The 20,792-nt window shown below is 73.3% G+C and carries 19 protein-coding genes; 12 read left to right on the forward strand and 7 right to left on the reverse strand.

The genetic code is table 11. The annotated features are described in order from the left end of the window. The first annotated feature begins 10 nt into the window (after positions 1 to 10). The 3 genes from NRK68_RS31885 to NRK68_RS31895 all read left to right on the forward strand — a co-directional run bounded on the left by NRK68_RS31885 (position 11) and on the right by NRK68_RS31895 (position 3,613). Positions 11 to 1,765, forward strand: a complete 1,755-nt coding sequence (locus NRK68_RS31885; RefSeq protein ID WP_257857483.1) for a DNRLRE domain-containing protein — start codon at positions 11 to 13, stop codon at positions 1,763 to 1,765. Positions 1,766 to 1,897: 132 nt separating this feature from the next. Beyond that, positions 1,898 to 2,662 (forward strand): PIG-L deacetylase family protein, encoded by a 765-nt coding sequence (locus NRK68_RS31890; RefSeq protein WP_183064645.1) that lies wholly within the window; start codon positions 1,898 to 1,900, stop codon positions 2,660 to 2,662. Between the two features lie 117 nt (positions 2,663 to 2,779). Continuing rightward, the gene (locus NRK68_RS31895; protein WP_257857484.1) at positions 2,780 to 3,613 is read left to right on the forward strand and encodes an enoyl-CoA hydratase/isomerase family protein; all 834 of its coding nucleotides are present in this window, start codon (positions 2,780 to 2,782) and stop codon (positions 3,611 to 3,613) included. A gap of 18 nt (positions 3,614 to 3,631) precedes the next feature. Here NRK68_RS31895 and NRK68_RS31900 read toward each other — a convergent pair whose 3' ends face one another. Together NRK68_RS31900 and NRK68_RS31905 are read right to left on the reverse strand one after the other, a co-directional pair. Further along, on the reverse strand, positions 3,632 to 4,543 hold the full coding sequence (locus tag NRK68_RS31900) for an SDR family oxidoreductase (RefSeq protein WP_257857485.1): 912 nt from the start codon (positions 4,541 to 4,543) through the stop codon (positions 3,632 to 3,634). A gap of 60 nt (positions 4,544 to 4,603) precedes the next feature. After that, on the reverse strand, positions 4,604 to 5,740 hold the full coding sequence (locus tag NRK68_RS31905) for a hypothetical protein (RefSeq protein ID WP_183064648.1): 1,137 nt from the start codon (positions 5,738 to 5,740) through the stop codon (positions 4,604 to 4,606). A gap of 212 nt (positions 5,741 to 5,952) precedes the next feature. Between NRK68_RS31905 and NRK68_RS31910 the strand changes: the two genes are divergently transcribed. The 6 genes from NRK68_RS31910 to NRK68_RS31935 all read left to right on the forward strand — a co-directional run bounded on the left by NRK68_RS31910 (position 5,953) and on the right by NRK68_RS31935 (position 11,401). After that, complete coding sequence (locus tag NRK68_RS31910; RefSeq protein WP_257857486.1) at positions 5,953 to 6,927, forward strand: NADPH:quinone oxidoreductase family protein; 975 nt, start codon at positions 5,953 to 5,955, stop codon at positions 6,925 to 6,927. Continuing rightward, positions 6,924 to 8,138, forward strand: a complete 1,215-nt coding sequence (locus NRK68_RS31915) for an acyl-CoA dehydrogenase family protein (RefSeq protein WP_183064650.1) — start codon at positions 6,924 to 6,926, stop codon at positions 8,136 to 8,138. The genes NRK68_RS31910 and NRK68_RS31915 overlap by 4 nt, the downstream gene beginning before the upstream one ends. Then, positions 8,135 to 9,268, forward strand: coding sequence for an acyl-CoA dehydrogenase family protein (locus tag NRK68_RS31920; RefSeq protein ID WP_257857487.1), 1,134 nt, complete (start codon positions 8,135 to 8,137; stop codon positions 9,266 to 9,268). Before NRK68_RS31915 ends, NRK68_RS31920 begins: the two co-directional genes overlap by 4 nt. Positions 9,269 to 9,536: 268 nt before the next feature. Beyond that, complete coding sequence (locus tag NRK68_RS31925; protein ID WP_183064652.1) at positions 9,537 to 10,076, forward strand: GNAT family N-acetyltransferase; 540 nt, start codon at positions 9,537 to 9,539, stop codon at positions 10,074 to 10,076. Between the two features lie 59 nt (positions 10,077 to 10,135). Further along, positions 10,136 to 10,507, forward strand: a complete 372-nt coding sequence (locus tag NRK68_RS31930; RefSeq protein WP_046775884.1) for a tyrosinase family oxidase copper chaperone — start codon at positions 10,136 to 10,138, stop codon at positions 10,505 to 10,507. A 30-nt stretch (positions 10,508 to 10,537) separates the two neighbouring features. Then, entirely contained in the window at positions 10,538 to 11,401 is an 864-nt protein-coding gene (locus tag NRK68_RS31935) for a tyrosinase family protein (protein WP_183064653.1), read from the forward strand. 133 nt (positions 11,402 to 11,534) lie between these two features. Here the strand turns inward: NRK68_RS31935 and NRK68_RS31940 are convergent, their stop codons facing one another. Next, complete coding sequence (locus NRK68_RS31940; RefSeq protein ID WP_046775886.1) at positions 11,535 to 11,822, reverse strand: chaplin; 288 nt, start codon at positions 11,820 to 11,822, stop codon at positions 11,535 to 11,537. A 95-nt stretch (positions 11,823 to 11,917) separates the two neighbouring features. Beyond that, positions 11,918 to 12,238 carry a hypothetical protein gene (locus NRK68_RS31945; RefSeq protein ID WP_257857489.1) on the reverse strand — a complete coding sequence of 107 codons (321 nt, stop codon included), beginning with the start codon at positions 12,236 to 12,238 and terminating at the stop codon, positions 11,918 to 11,920. A 99-nt stretch (positions 12,239 to 12,337) separates the two neighbouring features. Here NRK68_RS31945 and NRK68_RS31950 point away from each other — a divergent pair, with 99 nt between their 5' ends. Continuing rightward, positions 12,338 to 13,819 (forward strand): carboxylesterase/lipase family protein, encoded by a 1,482-nt coding sequence (locus tag NRK68_RS31950; protein ID WP_257857490.1) that lies wholly within the window; start codon positions 12,338 to 12,340, stop codon positions 13,817 to 13,819. Here NRK68_RS31950 and NRK68_RS31955 read toward each other — a convergent pair. Both NRK68_RS31955 and NRK68_RS31960 read right to left on the reverse strand, forming a co-directional pair. Beyond that, complete coding sequence (locus tag NRK68_RS31955) at positions 13,797 to 15,002, reverse strand: alpha/beta hydrolase (protein WP_257857491.1); 1,206 nt, start codon at positions 15,000 to 15,002, stop codon at positions 13,797 to 13,799. The genes NRK68_RS31950 and NRK68_RS31955 overlap by 23 nt on opposite strands. Positions 15,003 to 15,316: 314 nt before the next feature. After that, the gene (locus NRK68_RS31960) at positions 15,317 to 16,003 is read right to left on the reverse strand and encodes a GNAT family N-acetyltransferase (protein ID WP_030820224.1); all 687 of its coding nucleotides are present in this window, start codon (positions 16,001 to 16,003) and stop codon (positions 15,317 to 15,319) included. A gap of 525 nt (positions 16,004 to 16,528) precedes the next feature. Between NRK68_RS31960 and NRK68_RS31965 the strand changes: the two genes are divergently transcribed. Next, positions 16,529 to 17,203, forward strand: coding sequence for a (2Fe-2S)-binding protein (locus tag NRK68_RS31965; protein ID WP_183064657.1), 675 nt, complete (start codon positions 16,529 to 16,531; stop codon positions 17,201 to 17,203). Positions 17,204 to 17,317: 114 nt separating this feature from the next. Then, positions 17,318 to 18,739, forward strand: a complete 1,422-nt coding sequence (locus tag NRK68_RS31970) for an alpha/beta hydrolase family protein (RefSeq protein ID WP_183064658.1) — start codon at positions 17,318 to 17,320, stop codon at positions 18,737 to 18,739. A 31-nt stretch (positions 18,740 to 18,770) separates the two neighbouring features. On the opposite strand, the gene NRK68_RS31975 is transcribed toward NRK68_RS31970, so the two are convergent. After that, complete coding sequence (locus tag NRK68_RS31975; RefSeq protein WP_183064659.1) at positions 18,771 to 20,543, reverse strand: S8 family peptidase; 1,773 nt, start codon at positions 20,541 to 20,543, stop codon at positions 18,771 to 18,773. Positions 20,544 to 20,792: the final 249 nt, after the last annotated feature.

The raw sequence follows: 20,792 nt of genomic DNA on the forward strand, positions 1-20,792 counted from the left end.
TGGAGCGTGCATGTCGAGAAGGATGTCGAGCGCCGTCTCGCTGGCCCTGGCCGGCGGACTGGCCGTGACCGGCGTGGCGGCAGGAGCGGCACCGGCCGCCGTCGCCGCGCCGGCCGTCAGCGCCGCGGGGACGGGGGAGACCCCCGTCGGCGCACTGGCCTGGACCCGCGTGTCCAAGAAGACCCCGAACCGGTCCTACTGGAACACCGCCGAGGACCTCCGCGTCGGCAACGAGGGCGGCACCCAGGGCCTCTCCCGCGCCTACCTGACCCTGGACACCACCGCGCTCCGGGGCGCCACCGTCTCCAGGGCGACCTTCCGGATCACCAACACCGGGTCCGCGTCCTGCACGGGCCGTCCGGTGGAGCTGTGGAGCGTGGGCGCCGTCTCGGCGCAGACCACGTGGAAGCTCCAGCCGGCCAAGGGCATCCGGCTGGCGACGGTGACCGATGCCAAGGGCAGTGAGGGCTGCGCGGCGGGCGACCTCGAGTTCGACGCCACCGCGCTGGTGAAGGAGGCGGCGGCCGCGTCCCGGACCTCCGTCACCGTCGGTCTGTTCGCCTCCGACGAGTCCGACGCCTCGGCCTGGAAGCGCTTCGCCCCGACGAGCGCGAAGCTGGAGACCACCATCGGCCGCCCGGCCCCGCCCGTGATCAGCTCCCCGGAGTTCCCCGACGCCTCGAACGGGGTTCCCGCCGTGACCGGGAAGGCGCGTACGCCGGGCACGTTCACCTTCGGCACCGGCGGTGCCGGCAACATCGAGAAGACCGTGTACTGGTCGGACTTCGACCCGCGGCAGGTCACCGTGACGCCGGGCGCCAATGCCGTGATCACGCCGACCGGATCCGGACCCCACATGATCTACGCGTACAGCGTCGACCGGGCGGGGCAGCGTTCGGACCAGGCCGTGTACCGGTTCTGGGCCCTCGGCAACGGCGGGGTCCGCGACGCGGCCGGCGACCTGAACGGCGACGGACTGCGCGACCTGTGGACCCTGGACGCCGACGGCAGGCTCCGCTTCTCGGCCGGCCGGGCCGACGGCACCTTCGCCGCGCCGGTCGACGGCGGCGCGTCCTTCGCCCCCGGCAGCCGGATCGCCGCCGGCGGCGACTGGGGCGAGGACGGATACAACGACCTGCTGGTGCTGGAAACCGTCGAAGGACTGGGAGCCAAGCAGATCCGGGTCCTCCCCAACACCGGCCTGGGCGCGGTCCGTCCGCACGACGGCATGGTTCTGAGCGTCTTCGAGAGCGACCCGGTGCAGGGCAACGACCACTGGTCCGACGCCCAGGACATCGTCGACGCGGGCGACCTGGGCGGCGACGGCGAGCCCGACCTGCTGGTCAAGCAGGGCGCCAAGCTCTGGGCCTACACGGGCAGCCGCTCCGGCTACCTCGACATGAACGGCGCCCCGGTCCTCGTCGGCGACGGCGGCTGGGACGCCGTCTCGGTCATCGTCCCGGGCGACACCGACGGTGACGGCGCCACCGACCTGTGGGTGCGCGACGACGCCTCGGGCGACCTCTTCGCCGTGCGGGGAGCCAAGGACGCCGCCGGCCGGTTCGACCCCACGGGCTGGGCCACGGCAGAGCACGTGAAGATCGGCTCCGGCCTCGGCCGCGCCGCGTACCCGACGCTGGTCTCGGCGGGCGACCTCGACCGCGACGGGCGCGCGGACCTGGCCGCCGTCGGCGCCGACGGCAAGGCCGTCTGGTTCCGTGCGACGGCCTCCGGAATCGAGGCGACCCCGCGCCCCATCGGCTGATCACGCGTCAACCGGCCGGACCGGCACCCGCGTTCGGCGGGTCCGGCCCGGCGCCGGGGGCGCCGGCCTCCGCCGGAGTCCACGAGGGGCTGCCGCCCGTCCGTGACGGACTGTTCGCCTATGGTGCGACGCATGACCGAACAACGTGATCAGCAGCCGTCCCTGGAGCCCATGCCCACCGACTGGCGGCGCGCCCTCGCCGTCGTGGCCCACCCGGACGACCTGGAGTACGGGTGCGCGGCGGCCGTCGCGGACTGGACGGACGGCGGCCGGGAGGTGGTCTACCTCCTGGCCACCCGCGGTGAGGCGGGCATCGACTCCGTCGCCCCCGACGCCTGCGCCTCGCTGCGCGAGGCCGAGCAGCGTGCGAGCGCCGCCGTGGTCGGGGTGTCCGCGGTGGAGTTCCTCGACCACCGCGACGGGGTCGTCGAATACGGTCTCGGCCTGCGCCGGGACATCGCGGCGGCCATCCGCCGGCACCGGCCCGAGCTGGTCATCACCCTGAACCACCGGGACACGTGGGGCGGGGATCAGGGCGGCGGCTACTGGAACACGCCCGACCACAAGGCCGTCGGCCGGGCCACCCTGGACGCCGCCGCCGATGCCGGCAACCGGTGGATCTTCCCGGAGCTCATCTCCGAGCAGGGCCTGGAGCCGTGGGACGGGGTCCGCTGGGTGGCGGTGGCCGGTACCAGCACGCCCACGCACGCGGCCGACGCCGGTCCCGGGCTGGAGCGTTCGGTGCTGTCCCTGCTGGAGCACAAGGCCTACATCGCGGCACTGACGGACCAGGACCCCGAGGAGTATGTCCGTACCTTCCTCACCGGCAACGCCGAGCGGGTGGCGCCCCGGTTCGGGGGTCGTCCGGCGGTCGCGTTCGAGGTCTTCCCCCGCTGACCTTCTCCCCCGCTGACCTCTTCTCCTGCCGGCCCTCTTCCGCCGCCACCCCTCCCACCCCTAGTCTGACGACTCGTCAGTTCGTGGCCGGCCGTCGGACCGGGGGTGCGGGACAAGGTGATCGACACCATCTCCACGGAGATCGCGGAGGGCGAGGAGCGGATCCGCCTGGAGGTAGCGGACGGCGTCGCGGTCCTCACCCTCTGCCGCCCGGACAAGCTCAACGGCTGGAGCTGGGAGTCCAGCCGCCAGCTCGGCCTGCTCGTGGACCGGATCCGCTTCGACCCCGCGGTGCGGGCCGTGCTGCTGCGGGCCGAGGGCCGGGCCTTCTGCGCGGGCATCGACGTGACGGCCCCCGGCGGTGCCATCACCGGCGGCACCGCCGCCGAACGCACCCGCAACTACTACGAGGGCATCCGCTGGATCCACGAGCGCTTCGCGGTCCTGGCCCGCCTGCCCCAGCCGGTGGTGGCCGCGGTCCAGGGATACTGCCTGGGCTTCGGCTTCGAACTGGCGCTGATGGCCGACGTCCGGGTGGCCGCACGGGACGCCGTCTTCGCCCTGCCCGAGGCCCGGCTGGGTGTGGCCGTGGACGCGGGCGGCGACCTGCGCATCGCCCGCGAGGCGGGCGCGGGCTGGGCGAAGTTCCTGGCCCTGACGGGCCGCCGGATCGACGCGGCGACCGCCGAGCGGCTCAACCTGGTCCAACTCGTGGTCGAACCGCCCGAGATGGAGGACGTCGCGCGCGCCCTGGCGGCGGAGATCGCCGCCAACGCCCCCCTCGCGGTCCAGGGCATCAAACGCGCGATCGACGCCTACGCCGACGCCGCTCTCCCCGCGGCCCTCGACCGGGTGGCGATGACCGCGGCCCTCACCCTCGCCTCGGACGACGCCCGCGAGGGCTACACCGCGAAGGCGGAGCGCCGCCCACCCCGCTTCACCGGAGGCTGACCCCTGGCCCGTGGGTTCCTACGCGCCGCCCGGCCCGGCGCTGAAGGGGCCGCGCCCCAGCTGCTCCCGTACGGGGACCACCTCGGGGCCGGCCACCGTACGGCGCTGCCAGTTGGCCCCGTCGACGACCAGGGTGTGGCCGGTGACGAACCGGGCGTACGGCGAGGCCAGGAAGGTCGCCGCCCAGCCCAGTTCGCGCGGCACCCCGACCCGCAGCGCCGGCTGGCGGACGTCCTGCGCGCCGGGCGCGGCCCGCTCCAGGCCGCCGCGGATGTCCGCGGTCATGTCGGAGTGCGGGAACAGGCCCGGGACCAGCCCGTTGATCTGGATGCCGTACGGGCCCCACTCCACGGCGAGGGTCTCGACGAGGTTCTTGACCCCGGCCTTGGCGGCGGCGCTGTGGGCGAAGCCCGGCCCGCCCGTCCAGGCGTACGAGGCGCCGATGCTGACGATCGACCCGGGCGTGCCCGCGGCGAGGTGGCGGCGGCCGAACTCGCGGGTCATGAACCACGTACCGGTCAGGGTGATGTCGACCACCGCCCGCCAGGCGTTCGGCGTCAGGTCCTCCGCCGGGGAGGGGAAGTTGGCGGCCGCGTTGTTGACCAGTACGTCCGGCAGCCCGAGCGCCGCCTGCGCCGCGTCGAAGACCTCCGCGACCCGCTCCGGGTCCCTGATGTCGCAGACGGCGGCGGCCACCCGGCCCGCGCCCGGCACCGCCGCCAGCTCGTCCTGCGCCGCCTTGAGCCGCTCGGGGCGCCGGCCCGCGATCAGCAGGTCGGCGCCGAGCCGCGCGAACTCGGTGGCCACGGCCTTGCCCAGCCCGGTGCCGCCGCCGGTCACGAGGACCACCTGCCCCGCGTACGTATCCGGGGGCAGGGCGGCGGCACCGAGCGGCGGCGGCGCGGGCAGGCCGCGCAGAGGGTTCTCCATGCGCCCATCGATAGCGCGCGGACCCTCAGATCACCATCCTCGTGGAGCCCCGGAAGCTCTCTAGCTGCCCGAGTTGTACGCCTGCCGGGTCGCGCAGGTCCAGATCACCGGCTTGAGCTTGCCCTGGGCGTTGACCGCCGCCCCGCCGACCCGGTCGGCGTCCGAGACCGCGTCGGCCATGCTCGCCTGCCCGGCGGCCAGCCGCGGCAGGGCCTTGACCGGGCCGGAGCCGGCCCGCAGCAGCGCCTGGTCCGGCAGGGTCATCTCCTCCGGGTGGAACTTGGCCGTGCCGACGCTGACGTTCGTGGTCGGGCTGATCGCCTCGAACGTGGCGTACGGGTGCGAGCTCAGTCCCCCGGGCGTGGTGCCGGGGCCGGTGAGCGGGGGCTCCCAGACCCACGTGCGGTACTCGTGCCATGGCCCGGCCCAGTCGTAGCCGACGATCCGGCCGCTCTCGTCGAGGTCCTGGACGTAGCTGTCGTTCCCCGACGGCGCCAGCAGCCGGGCGGCGGTGCCGTCCCCCGGCCACAGCACCGGGTAGGTGTTCTCCAGGTGCTCGCCGGTCTCGGGGACCTCGTGGTCCTGCGTGGCCATGCCGATGATGTCGCCCCGGTTGTTGATGCCGGTGACCATGGTGATCCGGGTGCCCGGGCCCGCATCGGCCGGGACGGGCAGGTCGCGGACCTTCAGGCCGTCCTTCCAGACGGCCCCGGGCCCGCTGCCGGTGCGGGAGACCACGTACCCGGCGTCGTTGACGTCGGCCTCGAGGTCCGAGCCGTAGCTGTCCGGCAGCGCCGTGATCGCCGCCGCACCCGCCTGGTAGGTGAACAGGGAGGTGCCGCCGAAGCCGCGGAGGACGCCCACCATCAGGCCGTGCGCGTTGACGGCGAGCACCTGCCCCGTCTGGTTCGGGTCGGTCAGCGGGACCCGGTGGACGGTGGTGCCGGTCCAGTAGACGGGCTTGTGCCCCGAGACGCCGACGGCGAGGTCGCCCGAGCCGAAGTCGAAGACGCCCTGGCTGCGCTGCATGTCGCGCATGTAGGACTCGTCCCCGATCGAACCGAGCACCTGGATCTTCGGCGTGCACTTCACGCCGGTCGCACCGGTCGCCGCGCCGGCCGTCACGGCCGGCCCCGCCGCGGTGATCAGGCCCGCCAGAACGACGGCGGCTCCGGCCGCGGACATGCTTCTTCTCATGTGGTGGTCCCCCCTGGACAGGTGCTGTTCCCCGTTGAGTCATGACACGTGCACGCCACATCCTGCCTGATGGTGTGGCGAATGTGGCCTGAAATGACGCGTGTTGTTTCGAGCCGGGCGGCACCCGCGCCCGTCGGCGGTTCACAGAAGGGCAAGCGACCGCTTAGTATGCGCCCGGAGCGTGATTCCTCGACGGCGGCTGGAGGCCCCGGATGCAGGCATGGCGAGTACATACCCCCGGCGAGCCCCGCGAGGCCATGCGCCTCGAAGAGGTTCCCGAACCGGTCCCCGGCGAGGGCGAGGTGAAACTCAGGGTGCTCGCCGCGAACGTCAACTTCCCCGACGCGCTGCTCGTCCGCGGGCAGTACCAGATCACACCGCCGCTGCCCTTCACCCCCGGCGTCGAGATCTGCGGCGAGACCGAGGACGGCCGCCGGGTCATCGCCAACCCGAGCCTGCCGCACGGCGGCTTCGCCGAGTACGTCACCGCACCCGCCCGCGCCCTGCTGCCGGCCCCGGACACCCTCGACGACGCCGAGGCGGCCGCCCTCCACATCGGCTACCAGACCGGCTGGTTCGGCCTGCACCGCCGCGCCGGCCTCCGGGCCGGCGAGACCCTCCTCGTGCACGCCGCCGCCGGCGGGGTCGGCAGCGCCGCCGTCCAGCTCGGCAAGGCCGCCGGAGCCACCGTCATCGGCGTCGTCGGGGGCAAGGACAAGGCCCGCACCGCCGAGGAACTCGGCTGCGACCTGGTGATCGACCGCACCGCGGAGGAGATCGCCCCCCGCGTCAAGGAGTTCACCGGCGGACGCGGCGCCGACGTCGTCTACGACCCGGTCGGCGGGGACGCCTACACCGCCTCCGCGAAATGCGTCGCCTTCGAGGGCCGGATCGTCGTCGTCGGCTTCGCGAGCGGCACCGTCCCCGCACCCGCCCTCAACCACGCCCTCGTGAAGAACTACTCCGTACTCGGCCTGCACTGGGGCCTGTACGCGGCCAAGGACCCCGCCGCCGTCCTCGCCTGCCACACCGAACTCACCCGGCTCGCCGCCGAAGGCGCCGTCACACCGCTGGTCAGCGAACGCGTCCCGCTCACGGCCGCCGCCGACGCCGTGCAGCGCCTCGCCGACGGCACCACCACCGGCCGCCTGGTCGTCGTACCGGGCCTGGACGGAGCCGCCCGATGACCACCGGAGCCACCCCCACCACCCCCACCACCGCGGAGGCACTGCGCGCCCGCACCCGGGAACTGCTCGCCGCCCACCCGCCCGCCGGGACCGGCCGCACCGAGTTCCTCCGCGCCCGCTTCGACGCCGGACTCGCCTGGGTGCACTACCCCGAGGGCCTCGGCGGACTCGGCGCGCCCCGCTCCCTCCAGTCCGTCGTCGACGCCGAACTGGAGGCCGCCGGCGCCCCCGACAACGACCCGCGCCGCATCGGCATCGGCCTCGGCATGGCCGCGCCCACGATCCTCGCGTACGGCACCGAGGAACAGAAGCGGCGCTTCCTGCGGCCCCTGTGGGTGGGCGAGGAGGTCTGGTGCCAGCTCTTCAGCGAGCCCGGCGCGGGATCCGACCTGGCCGCGCTCGCCACCCGCGCCGTCCTCGACGAGGACGCGGGCGAGTGGACCGTCGACGGCCAGAAGGTGTGGACCTCCAGCGCCCACAACGCCCGCTGGGGCATCCTCGTCGCCCGCACCGACCCGGCACTGCCCAAGCACCAGGGCATCACCTACTTCCTCTGCGACATGCACGACCCCGGCGTCGAGGTACGGCCGCTGCGCCAGATCACCGGCGAGGCCGAGTTCAACGAGGTCTTCCTCACCGGCGTCCGCATCCCCGACACCCACCGGCTCGGCGCCGTCGGCGAGGGCTGGGCCGTCGCCCGGACCACCCTGATGAACGAACGCGTCTCGATCGGCGGCATGCGCATCCCGCGCGAAGGCGGCATGATCGCACCCGTCGCCGCGGCCTGGCGAGAGCGCCCCGAACTGCGCACCCACGCCCTCCACCAGCGGCTGCTGGAACTGTGGGTCGAGGCCGAGGTCGCCCGCCTCACGGGGGAACGGCTGCGCCAGCAGCTCGCCGCCGGCCAGCCCGGCCCCGAGGGCTCGGGCATGAAACTGACCTTCGCCCGGCTCAACCAGGAGATCAGCGGACTGGAGGTCGAACTCCTCGGGGAGGAGGGCCTCCTGTACGAGGACTGGACCATGCGCCGCCCGGAACTGGTCGACTTCACCGGCCGCGACGCCGGCTACCGCTACCTGCGTGCCAAGGGCAACAGCATCGAGGGCGGCACGAGCGAAATCCTCCTCAACATCGTCGCCGAACGCGTCCTCGGCCTGCCCCCCGAGCCGCGCGACGACAAGGACCTCGCGTGGAAGGACCTCTCCCGATGACGGCACCGACGCCACCGACCCCGCCGGCGGCCCCCGCCGACCTTCTCTACTCCGAGGCCGAGGAGGAACTGCGCGCCGCCGTACGCTCGCTCCTCGCCGACCGGTGCGACGCCAAGGGGATCCTCGCCCGGGCCGAGAGCGGCCGGCCGCACGACCCGGCCCTGTGGCACACGCTCGCCGTCGAGATCGGCACGGCGGGGCTCCTCGTACCGGAGAAGCTCGGCGGACTGGGCGCGGGCCACAGGGAGGCGGCCGTGGTGCTGGAGGAGCTGGGCCGCGCCGTGGCGCCCGTCCCGTACCTCACGAGCGCCGTGCTCGCCACGGAGATCCTGCTCGGCTGCGACACCGCCGAAGCGGCCCCGCTGCTGGCGGAGCTGGCGTCGGGGCGCACGGTGTGCGCCCCGGCCGTGCCGCTGACCCTCGCCCCCGGGGCCCGTCTGCCGGCCCCCGTACGGGACGCCGGCGGAGGGATCCTGACCGGCACGGTCAGCGCCGTGGCGGACGCGGTGGCCGCCGACGTCCTGCTCGTCCTGGCCGACACCGGGCTCTACGCGGTCCCGGCCGCGCAGGCCGTCGTGACACCGCTGGTCCCGCTGGATCTGACCCGCCCGCTCGCCACCGTCACCCTGGAGGCGACACCGGGCACCCGCCTGGCGGACCCCGCCACGGCCCGGGCGGCCGTCGCCGGAGCACTGCTCTGCGCGGCGGGCCTGCTCGCGTCCGAGCAGGTCGGGCTCGCCGAGTGGTGCCTGACCGAGACCGTCGGGCACGTCAGAGGCCGCTACCAGTTCAACCGGCCCGTCGGCTCCTTCCAGGCCCTCAAGCACCGGCTGGCGCGGCTCTGGCTCGACGTGGCCTCCGCCCGCGCGGCGGCCAGGGCCGCGGCCGACGCCCTCGCCGCCGGCGCCCCCGACGCACCCCTGACGGTCGCCGTCGCCCAGGCCTACTGCTCGGGTGTGGCCGTCCGCGCGGCCGAGGAGTGCGTCCAGCTCCACGGAGGCATCGGCATGACGTGGGAACACCCGGCCCACCTCTACCTCAAGCGGGCCAAGGCCGACTCCCTCGCCCTCGGCACAGCGGGCCACCACCGAGGCCTGGTAGCCGACTTCGCCGAACTCCCGGCGCCGTAGGGGGTGCCGTGCCGGTCAGGCCGGGCCCGCGGCGCGTCGTCCGCGCCGGCCCGCCGCGGCGGCGGGGGCGTTCCCCCCCCCGCCGCCCCGGCCGTTGGGCCTGCCCGGCCTGCGGGGCCTGCGGGGCCTGCGCGGTCTGCGCGACCCCCGGGCCCGCCCGGCCTGCCCGGGCGGCGGGGGACCGGCGTCCACGCCACGGCTCTGGTCCTTCGGGACCCGCAGCTGCCCCGCCTCCGGCGGGTTCCCGGCTGATCCCTATGCTCGCCGCATGACCACCGTGATCACCCGGCTGTCCGCCGCCGGACTGCGCGCTCATCGCGACGAACTCGCCGCCCTCCTGCACGCCGTGGTCGCCGACGGCTCCTCGCTCGGCTTCCTCGCCGGCCTCGGCCACGCCGACGCCGCCGCCTGGTGGGACTCCCTGCTGCCCGCCGTCGAGGACGGGTCCCTCGCCCTGTGGGTCTCCCGTACCGGCGCCGACGGCCCCCTCGACGGCACCGTCAGCTGGTACCGGGAGTCCAAGCCCAACGGCCGCCACCGCGCCGAGCTGCGCAAGCTCATGGTCCACCCGGGCTGCCGGGGCCGCGGCACCGCCCGCGCCCTCCTCGCGCGCGCCGAGAGCGAAGCCGCCCGCGCCGGAGTGCTGCTGCTGTGCCTGGACACCGAGACCGGCAGCGGCGCCGAGCACGTCTACCGCTCCGCGGGCTGGACGGAGGCGGGCACCATCCCGGACTACGCCACCGACCCGGCGGGCCGGCTGCACCCCACCACCCTCTTCTACAAACGGCTGCCGGGCACCGGCGGGTGACCTCGCCCGCCGCGCGGCGTTAGACCCGTAGCCGCCGGAGACCGAGCGAGGGAGACCGCATGTCCGCAGCAACCGCCGCCGCACCACTGACCCGACGCGCGCTCCTGCGCACGGCGTTCACCGCGGCCGTGCTGGCCGGTACGGGTGCGGCCCTGGCCCCCGTACTGCGCGCCCGGCGCCCCCGGCAGACCCTCACCCCGGCGCCGCTCGCCGAGGAGGAGACCTACCGCGGCCGGCACATCGCCGTGGACGTCGCCGGGGTCCGTATCGACGGCCGTCCGCTGCACGTCATGCGCCGGGCCGACGGCAGTTACCTGAGCGGGATCAACCACTTCCAGTCCTATCCGACCCCACTGGAACTGGCCCGGGCCGCCGTCGACGAACTGGGCACGGCCCAGCTGGCGTTCGCGGCCCCGCACCACGGCGGCTGACAGAGACACGGGAACGGGAGGACCCCCGCTTTGCACGTCCGGCAGAACCAGAAGAACCTCACCAGCGCCCAGAAGAAGCGGTTCACCGCTGCGGTACTGGAGCTGAAGCGCAGTGGTGCCTACGACGCCCTGGTGCGCACCCACGACAAGTACTTCGTGCCCGACCGCGACCGCAAGCTGCGCGTCGGGCACATGTCGCCGTCCTTCTTCCCCTGGCACCGGCTCTATCTGCTCGAGTTCGAGAAGCAGTTGCGGCAGATCGACCCGAGCGTGTCCGTCCCGTACTGGGACTGGACCACCGACACCAGCCCGGTTTCCTCGCTCTGGGCGGACGACTTCCTCGGCGGCACCGGCCGCGCCACCGACCGCAAGGTGATGACGGGGCCGTTCGCCTACGACAAGGGCGACTGGACGGTGACCGTGGGCATCACGGAGTCCGCGTTCCTCACCCGCAACCTGGGCCGGCCGCAGAACCCGATCGCCCTGCCCACACCGGCCGAACTCCAGTGGGCGATCGACGATCCCGTCTACGATGTCTCGCCCTGGGACTCCACGGCCACGGCGGGCGGCTTCCGCAACAAGCTGGAAGGCTGGGCGGCCCCCAGGAGCGAGCGCTGGCGCAACCACAACAAGGTCCACCAGTGGATCGGCGGCCACATGACCGGTGGTACGGCGCCCAACGATCCGGCGTTCTGGCTGCACCACGCCTTCGTGGACCTGATCTGGGACCGCTGGCAGCGCAAGCACCCCCGCTCCGGCTACCTGCCGGCGGCGCCCCTGCCCCTCGGCGACCTCCAGCGCGGCCGGGTGATCGCCCTCGACGAGCCGATGCCGCCGTGGAACGTCACCCCGCGCGAGGTTCTCGGCCACCAGGGCCAGTACCGCTACGAATGACCCGTCCTCCCCCCTGCCCGCCTGCGCGGGTGCGCGGGTGCCGGCAGCCGCGGACAGGGGAAGGGCGCACAGGGGAAGGACACAGGGGAAGGGCCCCCGCCGCACGGCGGGGGCCCTTCGGCCGAGCAGGTGATCAGTGACCGTAGTCGCCACCCTCGGTGTGGTGGTCGGCGCCGCCGCCCGAGGCGTTGACGCAGGTGTTGCCGAACGCCGGGTTCAGCAGACCGATGACGTTCACGGTGTTGCCGCAGACGTTGACCGGGACGTGCACCGGAACCTGGAGCAGGTTGCCCGACAGGACACCGGGGGAGCCGACCGCCGCACCGTGCGCTCCGGCATCGGCGACAGCCAGGCCCGCACCGGCGACCACGGCGCTACCGGTGACAGCGGTGATGGCGAATGCCTTCGCGATACGCGACATCAAGATCTCCTCGTGAGATGTGGGGCGCCACAGAATCTGTGGCATTTGACATGGCATACAACGCGGAGAGGGCCAAGGGGTCACGGCCCGTGCGCCTACCCGGTGACGGGAAAATCGACGGAGGCGAAGTAGGGCCGCACCTGAGCGACCTCTCCGGGCCGCAACGTCCCGACGACCCGGCCCGTACAGCGGGGACCCTGGTGCAGGATCGCCGTCCCCCGGGTCGCGTTGGTGACCGCACGGCCGCCGCCGCCCTCCGCGGCCACGCAGCCCCGCGGCGCGGTGAGCCCGTGGACCCGGTCGTCCTGGCCGACGTACTGGAAATCCGGCCCCGCGGCGTGGGCCGGACCGGCGGCGCACGAGATGCCCGCGAGCAGCAGGACCGGCAGAGTGTGGTGGATACGCAGGATTCGCATGCCCGTCCAACCGGGCCGGTCCCCGGCCCGGTCACGCCTTGTCACCCGTTGGACGGCTGTGCGACCGTGCGGGACCGGCACCAGCGGCAGGAGGACGGGATGAGCACAGAGGGCGTCGCCGGCGACGGGGGCCGGCCCCGGGCCAGGACCGGGGCCGGCGTGGTCGAGGGCCGTACCCGGGCCGACGGGATCTCCGTCTTCCTGGGCATCCCGTACGCGGCCCCGCCCGTCGGCGCCCTCCGCTTCGCACCGCCCGCGCCACCGGCCGCCTGGGACGGCGTGCGCGAGGCGGTGTCCTTCGGCCCGACCGCGCCGAAGGTGCCCTACCCGCCCGCGTTCGCGGCCCTGCTGACCGACCCGGTCATCCCCGGCGACGGCTGTCTGAACGTGAACGTGTGGACTCCGGACCCGACCCCCGGGGCCGGGCTGCCGGTCATGGTGTGGATCCACGGCGGGGCGCACACCCGCGGCTCCTCGGCCGTGCCCGTCTACGACGGCGCCGCCTTCGCCCGGGACGGCGTGGTGTTGGTCTCCTTCAACTTCCGCCTCGGAGTCCTCGGGTACGGGCTCTTTCCCGACGCACCCGCCAACCGCGGCATGCTGGACCAGATCGCCGCCCTCGAATGGGTCCGCGACAACGTCTCGGCCTTCGGCGGAGACCCCGCCCGCGTCACCCTCTTCGGCGAATCCGCCGGGGCCATCAGCATCGGCGCCCTCCTGGCCGCCCCGCGCGCGGCCGGACTCTTCCACCGTGCGGTGCTGCAGAGCGGAGCCCCCGAGGCCCTGCCGCGCCCCCGGGTGCGCGCCATCGTCCGGCGGATGGCCTCGCTGCTGAAGGTGGAGGCCACCGCCGGCGCCTTCACCGCCACCGCCCTGCCCGACCTGCTGGCCGCCCAGGCGGCCGTCCTGCGCCGATCGGGTCCCCTCCTCGGAGGCCCCGCCCTCGGCCTGGTCGTCGACCCGGACACGCTGCCCGTCGACCCGCTCGACGCGCTGACCGCCGACACGGACCCGGCCTCCGACAAGATCCCGCTGCTGTTCGGATGGACCACCGAGGAGTACCGCCTCTGGCTCGCCCCGACCGGCGGGATGCGGCTCCTGGACCGGATGGGGTCGCTCGCCGTGGCGCTGGCCCGCGCCCGCACCGGCAAGGACCGGGCCGCCGTCCAGGCTCTGCGCGACGCACTGCCCGGGGCCGGTCCGGCCGAGCTGGCCGGGCAGCTCTTCACCGACCGGCTCCTGCGGGACCCGCTGCGCAGGCTCGCGGCGGCACGGCGGACGGCGCCGAGCTTCCTGTACGAGTTCGCCTGGTGCTCGGGCGTCCCGGGGCTCGGCGCCTGCCACGCCCTGGAGCTCGGCTTCGTCTTCGACACGCTGTCCGTGCCCGAGGCCGCCTCGCTGGCCGGGCCGGCCGCCCCCCAGGCGCTGGCCGACGAGATGCACGCGGCATGGGTGCGGTTCGCGACGACCGGCTCCCCGGGCTGGGCGCCCTGGAACGGCGACGGCCCGCCGAAGGTGTTCGGCGGGCCGGAGCGCGAGTGGACGGAGGCGCCGGCGGCTACTCGACCGGTCCTTCCATGACCTTGCTGATGTACTGGATCGGGCCCTCGCCCATGTTCGGGACATAGGTCTTGGCGTTGTGCTGGCCGCCCGGGATCACCCGCAGGCTGGTGTGCACGGGCCCCTTGTTGCCGTAGGTGGCGACGAACTTCTGCACATCGGGCAGGGTCTTCTTGTTGCTCTCGTTGTCGCCGACCTGGAAGGCGATGTAGACGTCCGGGCCCTTGGTGTCGATCAGCTGCTTGGCCAGCAGCTCCGGGTTGTTCTCGGCCTTCTCCTTGTCGTGGCCCTTCCACAGGGAGGAGTCCGGGACGATGTCCGGGCCGGAGGCGATCACGGCCTTGAACTTGTCCGGGTGCTTCAGCACGGCCTTCATCCCGGCGAACCCACCGGTGGAGGAGCCCATGAACGCCCAGCCGTCACGGGACTTCACCGTGCGGAAGTTCGCCTTCATCAGGTCCGGGACGTCCTCGGTCAGCCAGGTGCCCATCTTCGGCTGGCCGGGTATGTCGGAGCCGTCCCAGTAGACGCCCTTGTCGTCCGGCCCGGGGTTGAGCACCGGCATGGCCAGCAGGAAGGGCTTGCTCTTCCCCTCCGCGTACCACTTGCTGATGCTGGTCTGGAGGCCGAGGTCGGTGCCCATCCAGTAGTTGCTCGGGTAGCCCGCGCCGCCCGGCAGGGCGATCATGACCGGGAAGCCGCTCTTGGCGAACTTCGGGTCGTCGTACTCCTTGGGGGCCCAGACCCAGACCTTGCCCTTGAAGCCGGACTTCTTGCCGTCCAGGGTGGTCACGGCCACGTGCGTGCCGTCGGGCAGCGTCATCGAGTTCTTGAACTCGGCGGCCGGCCCCGTCGGCATCAGCATCCTGGAGTTCGCCGGCTGCTGGGCGGCCCCCGAACCGCCCTGGCCGGAGCCCTTGCCGCCGCCGTTCTGCCCGAAGGACACCGAGGAGCCCTTGTCGGTGAACGGGGGTATCTCGTAGTAGGTCATGACGCCGGCGGCTATGCCCGCGAGCGCGAGGACGGACACGCAGGCGATCAGCAGGCGCCGGCCCCTGCGGCGCGGCCGCTCGGGCTCTTCCTGATCCCAGTGGCCCTGCGGCTGCTCGTACGGCCGGCCGTACTGGTCGCCGTAGGGCGGCTGCGGGGTGTGCCCCTCCGGCCTGTAAGGCTGGTGCTGCTGCCCCTGGGGTGCGTACGACATGTGCGGTGGCTCTCCGGCTGGTGCTGCCCCCACGGGGGCGGGTGGTCCGACGACTCGGTTCTTCCGTTCGGAAGATGAACGTAAGTGCGTCAGGGGTTCCGCACTTTCCCTTCTCTTGGGGTTCCCTGGGGCAGCCCATTGCCCGGCCCTCCGTGCCTGGTCATCGCACATGCCGCCGGGGACCTGTTCGCCGTGCCGGCCGACGGGAGCGGTGCCCCCGTCCGGCTGATGGACTCGGCCCCCGCCCCGGCCTTCCTCGGATGAGGGGCCGGGACGAGGGCCGGGCAGGACCGTTTTTCCGTTCTTCCGACCGCCTAGGCAGGGATCAGGGTCTTGCGGCGGCGCTTGCGCTGCGCCCCCGCCGAAAGCCTCAGCTCGATGATCGACCGTACGGCCGGCCACTCCTCGTCGAGGATCGAGTAGAAGGCGGTGCTGCGGACGGCGCCGTCCAGCCCCCGCGAATGGGCCCGGCGGACCCCCTCGCAGGTGAAGCCGAGACGTTCCATCGCGGCCCGGGACCGGCCGTTGCGCGCGTCGGCGCGCAGCGAGATGCGCCGGACCCCCCAGGTCTCGAAGGCATGGCGGAGCATGAGCAGCTTCGCCTCGGTGTTGATGCCGGTGCCCTGGGCGGTCGGGGACAGCCAGGTGTTGCCGATCTCGGCGGCATCGGGGATCGCCGTCGCCGGATCGCCGAACGGGACGCCGGGCACGGCGGGCCACACCAGCGGCCCCTGCCAGTAGTCGAGTTCCAGGAACCGGGTCGAACCGACCACCCGCCCGTCAGTGGCTCTGACGATGGCGAACGGGAGCGATCGACCCGCAGCCTGATCGGCGAGGGCACGGTCGATGTACTCGTGTGACGCCTGCACCCCGTGGGGTACGGGGGTGAAGGCGTAAGTCGTACGATCCTCGGCACCGGCCACGGCCAGGGCCTCGGTGTGGTGGGGTGCGAGGGGCTCGAGCCGCACGGTGCGGCCCGCGAGGTGTACGGGTACGGGCACGGAGCCTTCGGTCCTTCTGGGCGGTGGGGTGGTTGCACAGTCTGCGTCCATGACGTCGCCCCCCGTGCAAAACACGGGTGAAAGGCGACCGGCTGTCAGGTGAACGCGAGTGGCTCAATGTAGCCCCTTAAAGTCCTTCCATGAAGCCCCAATTTGGCAATGGTGTGACGCCGGTTTTCGCCGACTTGGGTCCCCGCGGCGCAGCGCCCGTAATCCTGATCCCCGGACATCCCTTCCCCTGCACCGCGCAGGCCCCCCGGACGGCCGCCCGCACGGGCCCCGGACACCGCACGATCGCCCCTGACCTGCGGTGATGCGGTGAGATCCGCAGCGCGGCCGAGCAGCCACCCGCCCATCGGCCGCGCCGGTGATCCCGCGGCCTGCCCGCCGGTCCGGGCTTCGAACGCATGGCCGTCGGTGGTGTGTCCACGGGCGTGGGGATCCTCACGGTGCGACCCCTGCTCCGGACGCCCCGGAAACGCTGACGTGAGCACGTCCAGGCGCGGGCCTGAGATCATTCCGGGTATGGACGACGTACTGCTGCGACTGGCCGCCGTGGGGCCCTTTTTCGCGGTCCCCTACGGGCCGGAGCCGCCCGGGCCGGGCTTCCGTCCCCTCACCGCGCTGTACGGCGAGCAGCTCGGGCCGTACGTGGCCGAGGTGGGCCGCCGGATCGGCAGCGGACCCGGCAGGGTGGCCGCCTCGACCGCGCAGTTCGGGATCGCCTCCCGGCTGTGGTCGGTCGGGCTGGGGTGCGCGGCCCTGGACGGGCGGGTGCCGGACCTGGCCGCCGACCGGGTGTGGTGGCGGCTGCCGGAGGAGGGCTCGCTCCAGCTCTGGCTGCCCGAGCCCGGGGCCCGTCCCGTCGACGGGCTCGGGGAGTCGGTCCTGGGCAACCTGGCCGTGCTGGAGGCGGGCCTGCGGCAGCGGTACGGGGTCTCCCCGACGGTCCTGCGGGGCAACGCCGCGTCGGGCCTGGTCGGCGCGTTGCGGGTGCTGATCGACCGGGTCCCGGGCGGTGCGGCGGTCGAGACGGTACGCGCCCTGCTGGCCGAGGGGGGCGCGCTCGCGGGCACCGGCACGTTCCTCCACGAGGAGGGGCTCGGCGTGGCTTTCGTACGGCGCAGCTGCTGCCTGTACTACCGGGTCCCCGGCGGCGGCCTGTGCGGCGACTGCGTGCTGCGCACGCGGCGGCGCTGAGCGGACCGCGCGTGAACCGCCCGTCGGGCCGCCCGTCGGGCCGCGCGGCCCGTTCGGAGCAGAGGAGGGCGCGGCGCGGCGCCGTACGCGCGAGTGCGCCGTAGCGTCCCCCGCATGAGCGCAAGCACACCGCACCGGCCCGCCTCCCTCAGCCGACGTGCCGCCCTGACCGGGCTGGCCGCGGGAGCCGGGGCACTCGCCGTCGCGAGCACCACCCGCACCGCGGCGGCCACCCCCACGCCGCCCGAGTCGGCCGCACCGTCCGTGCCGGCCGCGACGGCCTCGGATCCGGCACCGGGCGCGATGAGGCTCTTCGCCGATCCCGGATTCAACTTCGCGGGGCTGCTCGCGCTCGGCGCCGCCGGCATGCGTGCCTCCGAGGTCGGCGAGGTGCTGACCGCGGTCAACACGATCAACGCGGCCGGTCTCTCCGAGCAGACCTACACCGACACCTTCCGGTCCTGGGGCGACCGGCTCGCCGCGCCTCCGGCGGCCGGGCGGGACGGCCGCGGGACGCCCTCGCAGACCCGCCGCTTCCGCTCGCTGCGCGCGGCCCAGTACTACGCCCAGGCGCTGTTCTACGTGCTCGGGACCGACCGGCCGGCCGACGAGGAGGCGGTCTACCGGGAGGGACGCGACGCCTGGGACACCTTCGCCCGCCTCTGCACGCCCGCCGCCGTCACGGCTACGGTCCCGTGGGGCAGGACCCGTCTCCCGCTCTGGTTCTTCCGCCCGGACGGTCCCGCCGAGCGGCGCCCCACCGTCATCCTCACCAACGGCAGTGACGGGCAGAACGTGGACATGTGGACCTACGGGGTGTCCGCGGCCCTCGACCGGGGCTGGAACGCTCTCGTCTACGACGGCCCCGGCCAGGGGCAGTTGCTGTTCGTGGAGGAGATCCCCTTCACCACCCGCTGGGAGACGGTGGTCCGTCCGATCGTCGACTGGCTGCTCCGGCGCGAGGACGTCGACGGCGACCGGATCGCCCTCACCGGCCTCAGCATGGGCGGCAACCTCGCCCCGCGCGCGGCCGCCTTCGAGCACCGGCTCGCCGCCGTGGCGGCCATGCCTGGCTGCCTCAGCCCCTGGCTGGGCTTCGACGAGGAACTCCGCGCCATCGTCACGCCCGACAAGGCGGAGACCAACCGGGTGTGGAACGAGGAGGTCGTTCCGGAACTGACCCCGCAACTGGCGTTCACCGTCAAGAAGCGTTTCGAGATCTTCGACCGGCAGGCGCTGCGCCAGGCGCGCGAGGGCAAGGTCCTCACGGACCTCTGGACACCGGCCCAGGTCGCCATCGGCCTCGACATCACCGAAGTGGTCGGGCGGATCAAGGCCCCGACGCTGGTCCTGGACTACGACTTCGAGCAGTTCTACCCGGGGCAGCCGCGGCAGATGTACGAACTGCTCCGCACACGGCGGGAGTACGTGAAACTGACGAAGGCCACCGGGGCGCAGTTGCACTGCTCCCCGATGGCCCCGCAGCAGCACTGCGACGTCGTCTTCGACTGGCTCGCCGACGTCCTGCGGCGCTAGAGCGTGTCTCGTCCTACCGGGTCCTGGGACCTCAGAAGGTGAGGTTCCAGGAGTCGATCCTGCCGGTGTCGCCGCCGGCGTTGTCGTTGACCCGGAGCTTCCAGGTGCCGTTCGCGACCTCGGAGGAGGCGTTCACGGTGTAGACCTGGTTGATGTTGTCGGTGCTGCCGCCGGAGCGGTTGTGCACCGTGTAGACGGAGCCGTCCGGCGCGACCAGGTCGACCTTGAGGTCACCGATGTAGGTGTGGACGATGTTCACGCCGACCTTGAGGGTGGCCGGGGCGTTGCCGGTCACCCCGCTGACGGTGAGGGAGCTCTCCACGGTGGTGTTGTCACCGATGGCGACGTCCGCGGTGTTCTCGAAGAACTTGCCGGGCGGCGGGGTGGTGCCGACCGCCTTGAGGGCGTCGACCTGGCCCTCGCCGAAGAAGCCGTTCTTCGCCGTGGTGCCCTTGCAGCGGCTGTCCGACGGGCAGGCGACGTCGTTGGCCTGGGTGGCCAGCTTGTCGCGCAGCTGCGCCGGGGTGATGCCCGGGTTGGTGCTGACCAGCAGCGCCGCCACACCGGCGACGTGCGGCGAGGCCATCGAGGTGCCGCTCATGGAGCCGTACTTGCCGCCCGGCAGGGTGCTGTAGATGCCGGTGGCGTCTCCGCCGGGGGCCGTGATGTCGACGACGTTCAGGCCGTAGTTGGAGTACGAGGCCTTCGCGGTGGTGCCCATCGCTGAGACCGTCACCACGCCCGGGAGCTCGGTCGGGATGTCCAGGCATGCGTTGGTGATGGTGCGGGTGACCGGCGTCGAGTCGTTCGGGCTCTCGGTGTCGGTCGTCTTGTTCGCCAGGTCGAGGTTGGAGTTGCCGGCCGCCGCGACCTGCAGCGAGCCCTTGCTCTCCGCGTACTCCTGGGCGCGCTTGACGCCCTCGATGATCGCGGCCTGGTCGGCGTTGTCCGGGCAGTTGAACTGCCACGGGTCCGTGTAGTAGCTGTTGTTGGTGACCTTGAAGCCGTGGTCACCGGCCCACATGAAGCCGCAGACGGTGTTCTCGGCGAAGAACAGCGAGGAGTTCGGCTCGGCGATGCGCACCGAGGAGATCTTCACGCCGGGGGCCACGCCGATGACGCCCTTGCCGTTCTTGGCGGCGGCGACCGTACCGGCCACGTGCGTACCGTGGGTGCCGACGTCGCGCCAGGCGCCCGTACGGGTGTCCGGCTTGCCGTACGCGCAGGACGCGGAGTCCGCGGCGTTGAAGTTCGGGGCCAGGTCCTGGTGCTGGTCGTCCACACCGGTGTCCAGGATGCCGACCTTGACGGACGCGGAGCCGGTGGTGACCGCCCAGGCCTGGTCGGCCTTGATCTGGGTCATGTCGGCGCGGACCGGCTCGCCCGAAGGCGTGGTGGACTGCGCCGGGTTGGCGGGCAGCGCCGGGTTGTAGGCGTCCGCCGGCACGTCCGAGGTGCGGGTGGCGCCGACCTGCTGGACCCCGCTGACGCCGCGCATGGTGGCGGCGAAGGAGGCGGACGCGGAGTGGGCGGTGATGACGCCGATCGCGTCGTAGTACTGGAACACCGTTCCCCCGTTGGCGGTGACCGCGTTGCGGACCGCCGTGGTGTCACCGGGGGCGGTGATCACGAGGTAGGCACGGGTGCCGGCAACCCAGGTCGCACTCTGGGAGGACGGGGCCGCGGCCTGCGGCGCCGCCGCGGGAGCGGAGGCGGCGGAACCGGAGGGAGAGACCGGGGCGGTGCCGGCGAGCGCGGCGGGGGCCCCGAAGGCGAGTGCCGCGCCGAGCGTGGCGGCCAGCACGAGGGTACGTCGAGGTCGGCTGGATATGTGGGGTATCAATGCGTCCTCCGAAGACCCGGTGGTCAGGCCGGGTCGTACGAAACAAGTGGTGGACGCAAGATGTCATGCACGCGGCCGGTTACGGAAGTACCTTTTACAGCACGGGGGTTCGTTTATCGGTGGCCGAATACCGACTATGGGTGCAAGTGCGGAGAATGCGGCGGGCCGGCCGGGCTGGGCACCGTGGGGGCGAGCCCTGCCCGGCCGGCC

It is taken from the genome of Streptomyces yangpuensis (assembly GCF_024666385.1).
Classification (GTDB): domain Bacteria; phylum Actinomycetota; class Actinomycetes; order Streptomycetales; family Streptomycetaceae; genus Streptomyces; species Streptomyces yangpuensis.

Coding starts and splice junctions, on each gene's coding strand:
- NRK68_RS31905 (WP_183064648.1), bottom strand. CDS start 5,740: ATGAGAAGAAGCATGTCCGCGGCCGGAGCCGCCGTCGTTCTGGCGGGC.
- NRK68_RS31940 (WP_046775886.1), bottom strand. CDS start 11,822: ATGTCGCGTATCGCGAAGGCATTCGCCATCACCGCTGTCACCGGTAGC.
- NRK68_RS31930 (WP_046775884.1), top strand. CDS start 10,136: ATGTCCGCAGCAACCGCCGCCGCACCACTGACCCGACGCGCGCTCCTG.
- NRK68_RS31915 (WP_183064650.1), top strand. CDS start 6,924: ATGACCACCGGAGCCACCCCCACCACCCCCACCACCGCGGAGGCACTG.
- NRK68_RS31950 (WP_257857490.1), top strand. CDS start 12,338: ATGAGCACAGAGGGCGTCGCCGGCGACGGGGGCCGGCCCCGGGCCAGG.
- NRK68_RS31965 (WP_183064657.1), top strand. CDS start 16,529: ATGGACGACGTACTGCTGCGACTGGCCGCCGTGGGGCCCTTTTTCGCG.
- NRK68_RS31955 (WP_257857491.1), bottom strand. CDS start 15,002: ATGTCGTACGCACCCCAGGGGCAGCAGCACCAGCCTTACAGGCCGGAG.
- NRK68_RS31925 (WP_183064652.1), top strand. CDS start 9,537: ATGACCACCGTGATCACCCGGCTGTCCGCCGCCGGACTGCGCGCTCAT.
- NRK68_RS31910 (WP_257857486.1), top strand. CDS start 5,953: ATGCAGGCATGGCGAGTACATACCCCCGGCGAGCCCCGCGAGGCCATG.
- NRK68_RS31970 (WP_183064658.1), top strand. CDS start 17,318: ATGAGCGCAAGCACACCGCACCGGCCCGCCTCCCTCAGCCGACGTGCC.
- NRK68_RS31890 (WP_183064645.1), top strand. CDS start 1,898: ATGACCGAACAACGTGATCAGCAGCCGTCCCTGGAGCCCATGCCCACC.
- NRK68_RS31920 (WP_257857487.1), top strand. CDS start 8,135: ATGACGGCACCGACGCCACCGACCCCGCCGGCGGCCCCCGCCGACCTT.
- NRK68_RS31900 (WP_257857485.1), bottom strand. CDS start 4,543: ATGGAGAACCCTCTGCGCGGCCTGCCCGCGCCGCCGCCGCTCGGTGCC.
- NRK68_RS31885 (WP_257857483.1), top strand. CDS start 11: ATGTCGAGAAGGATGTCGAGCGCCGTCTCGCTGGCCCTGGCCGGCGGA.
- NRK68_RS31945 (WP_257857489.1), bottom strand. CDS start 12,238: ATGCGAATCCTGCGTATCCACCACACTCTGCCGGTCCTGCTGCTCGCG.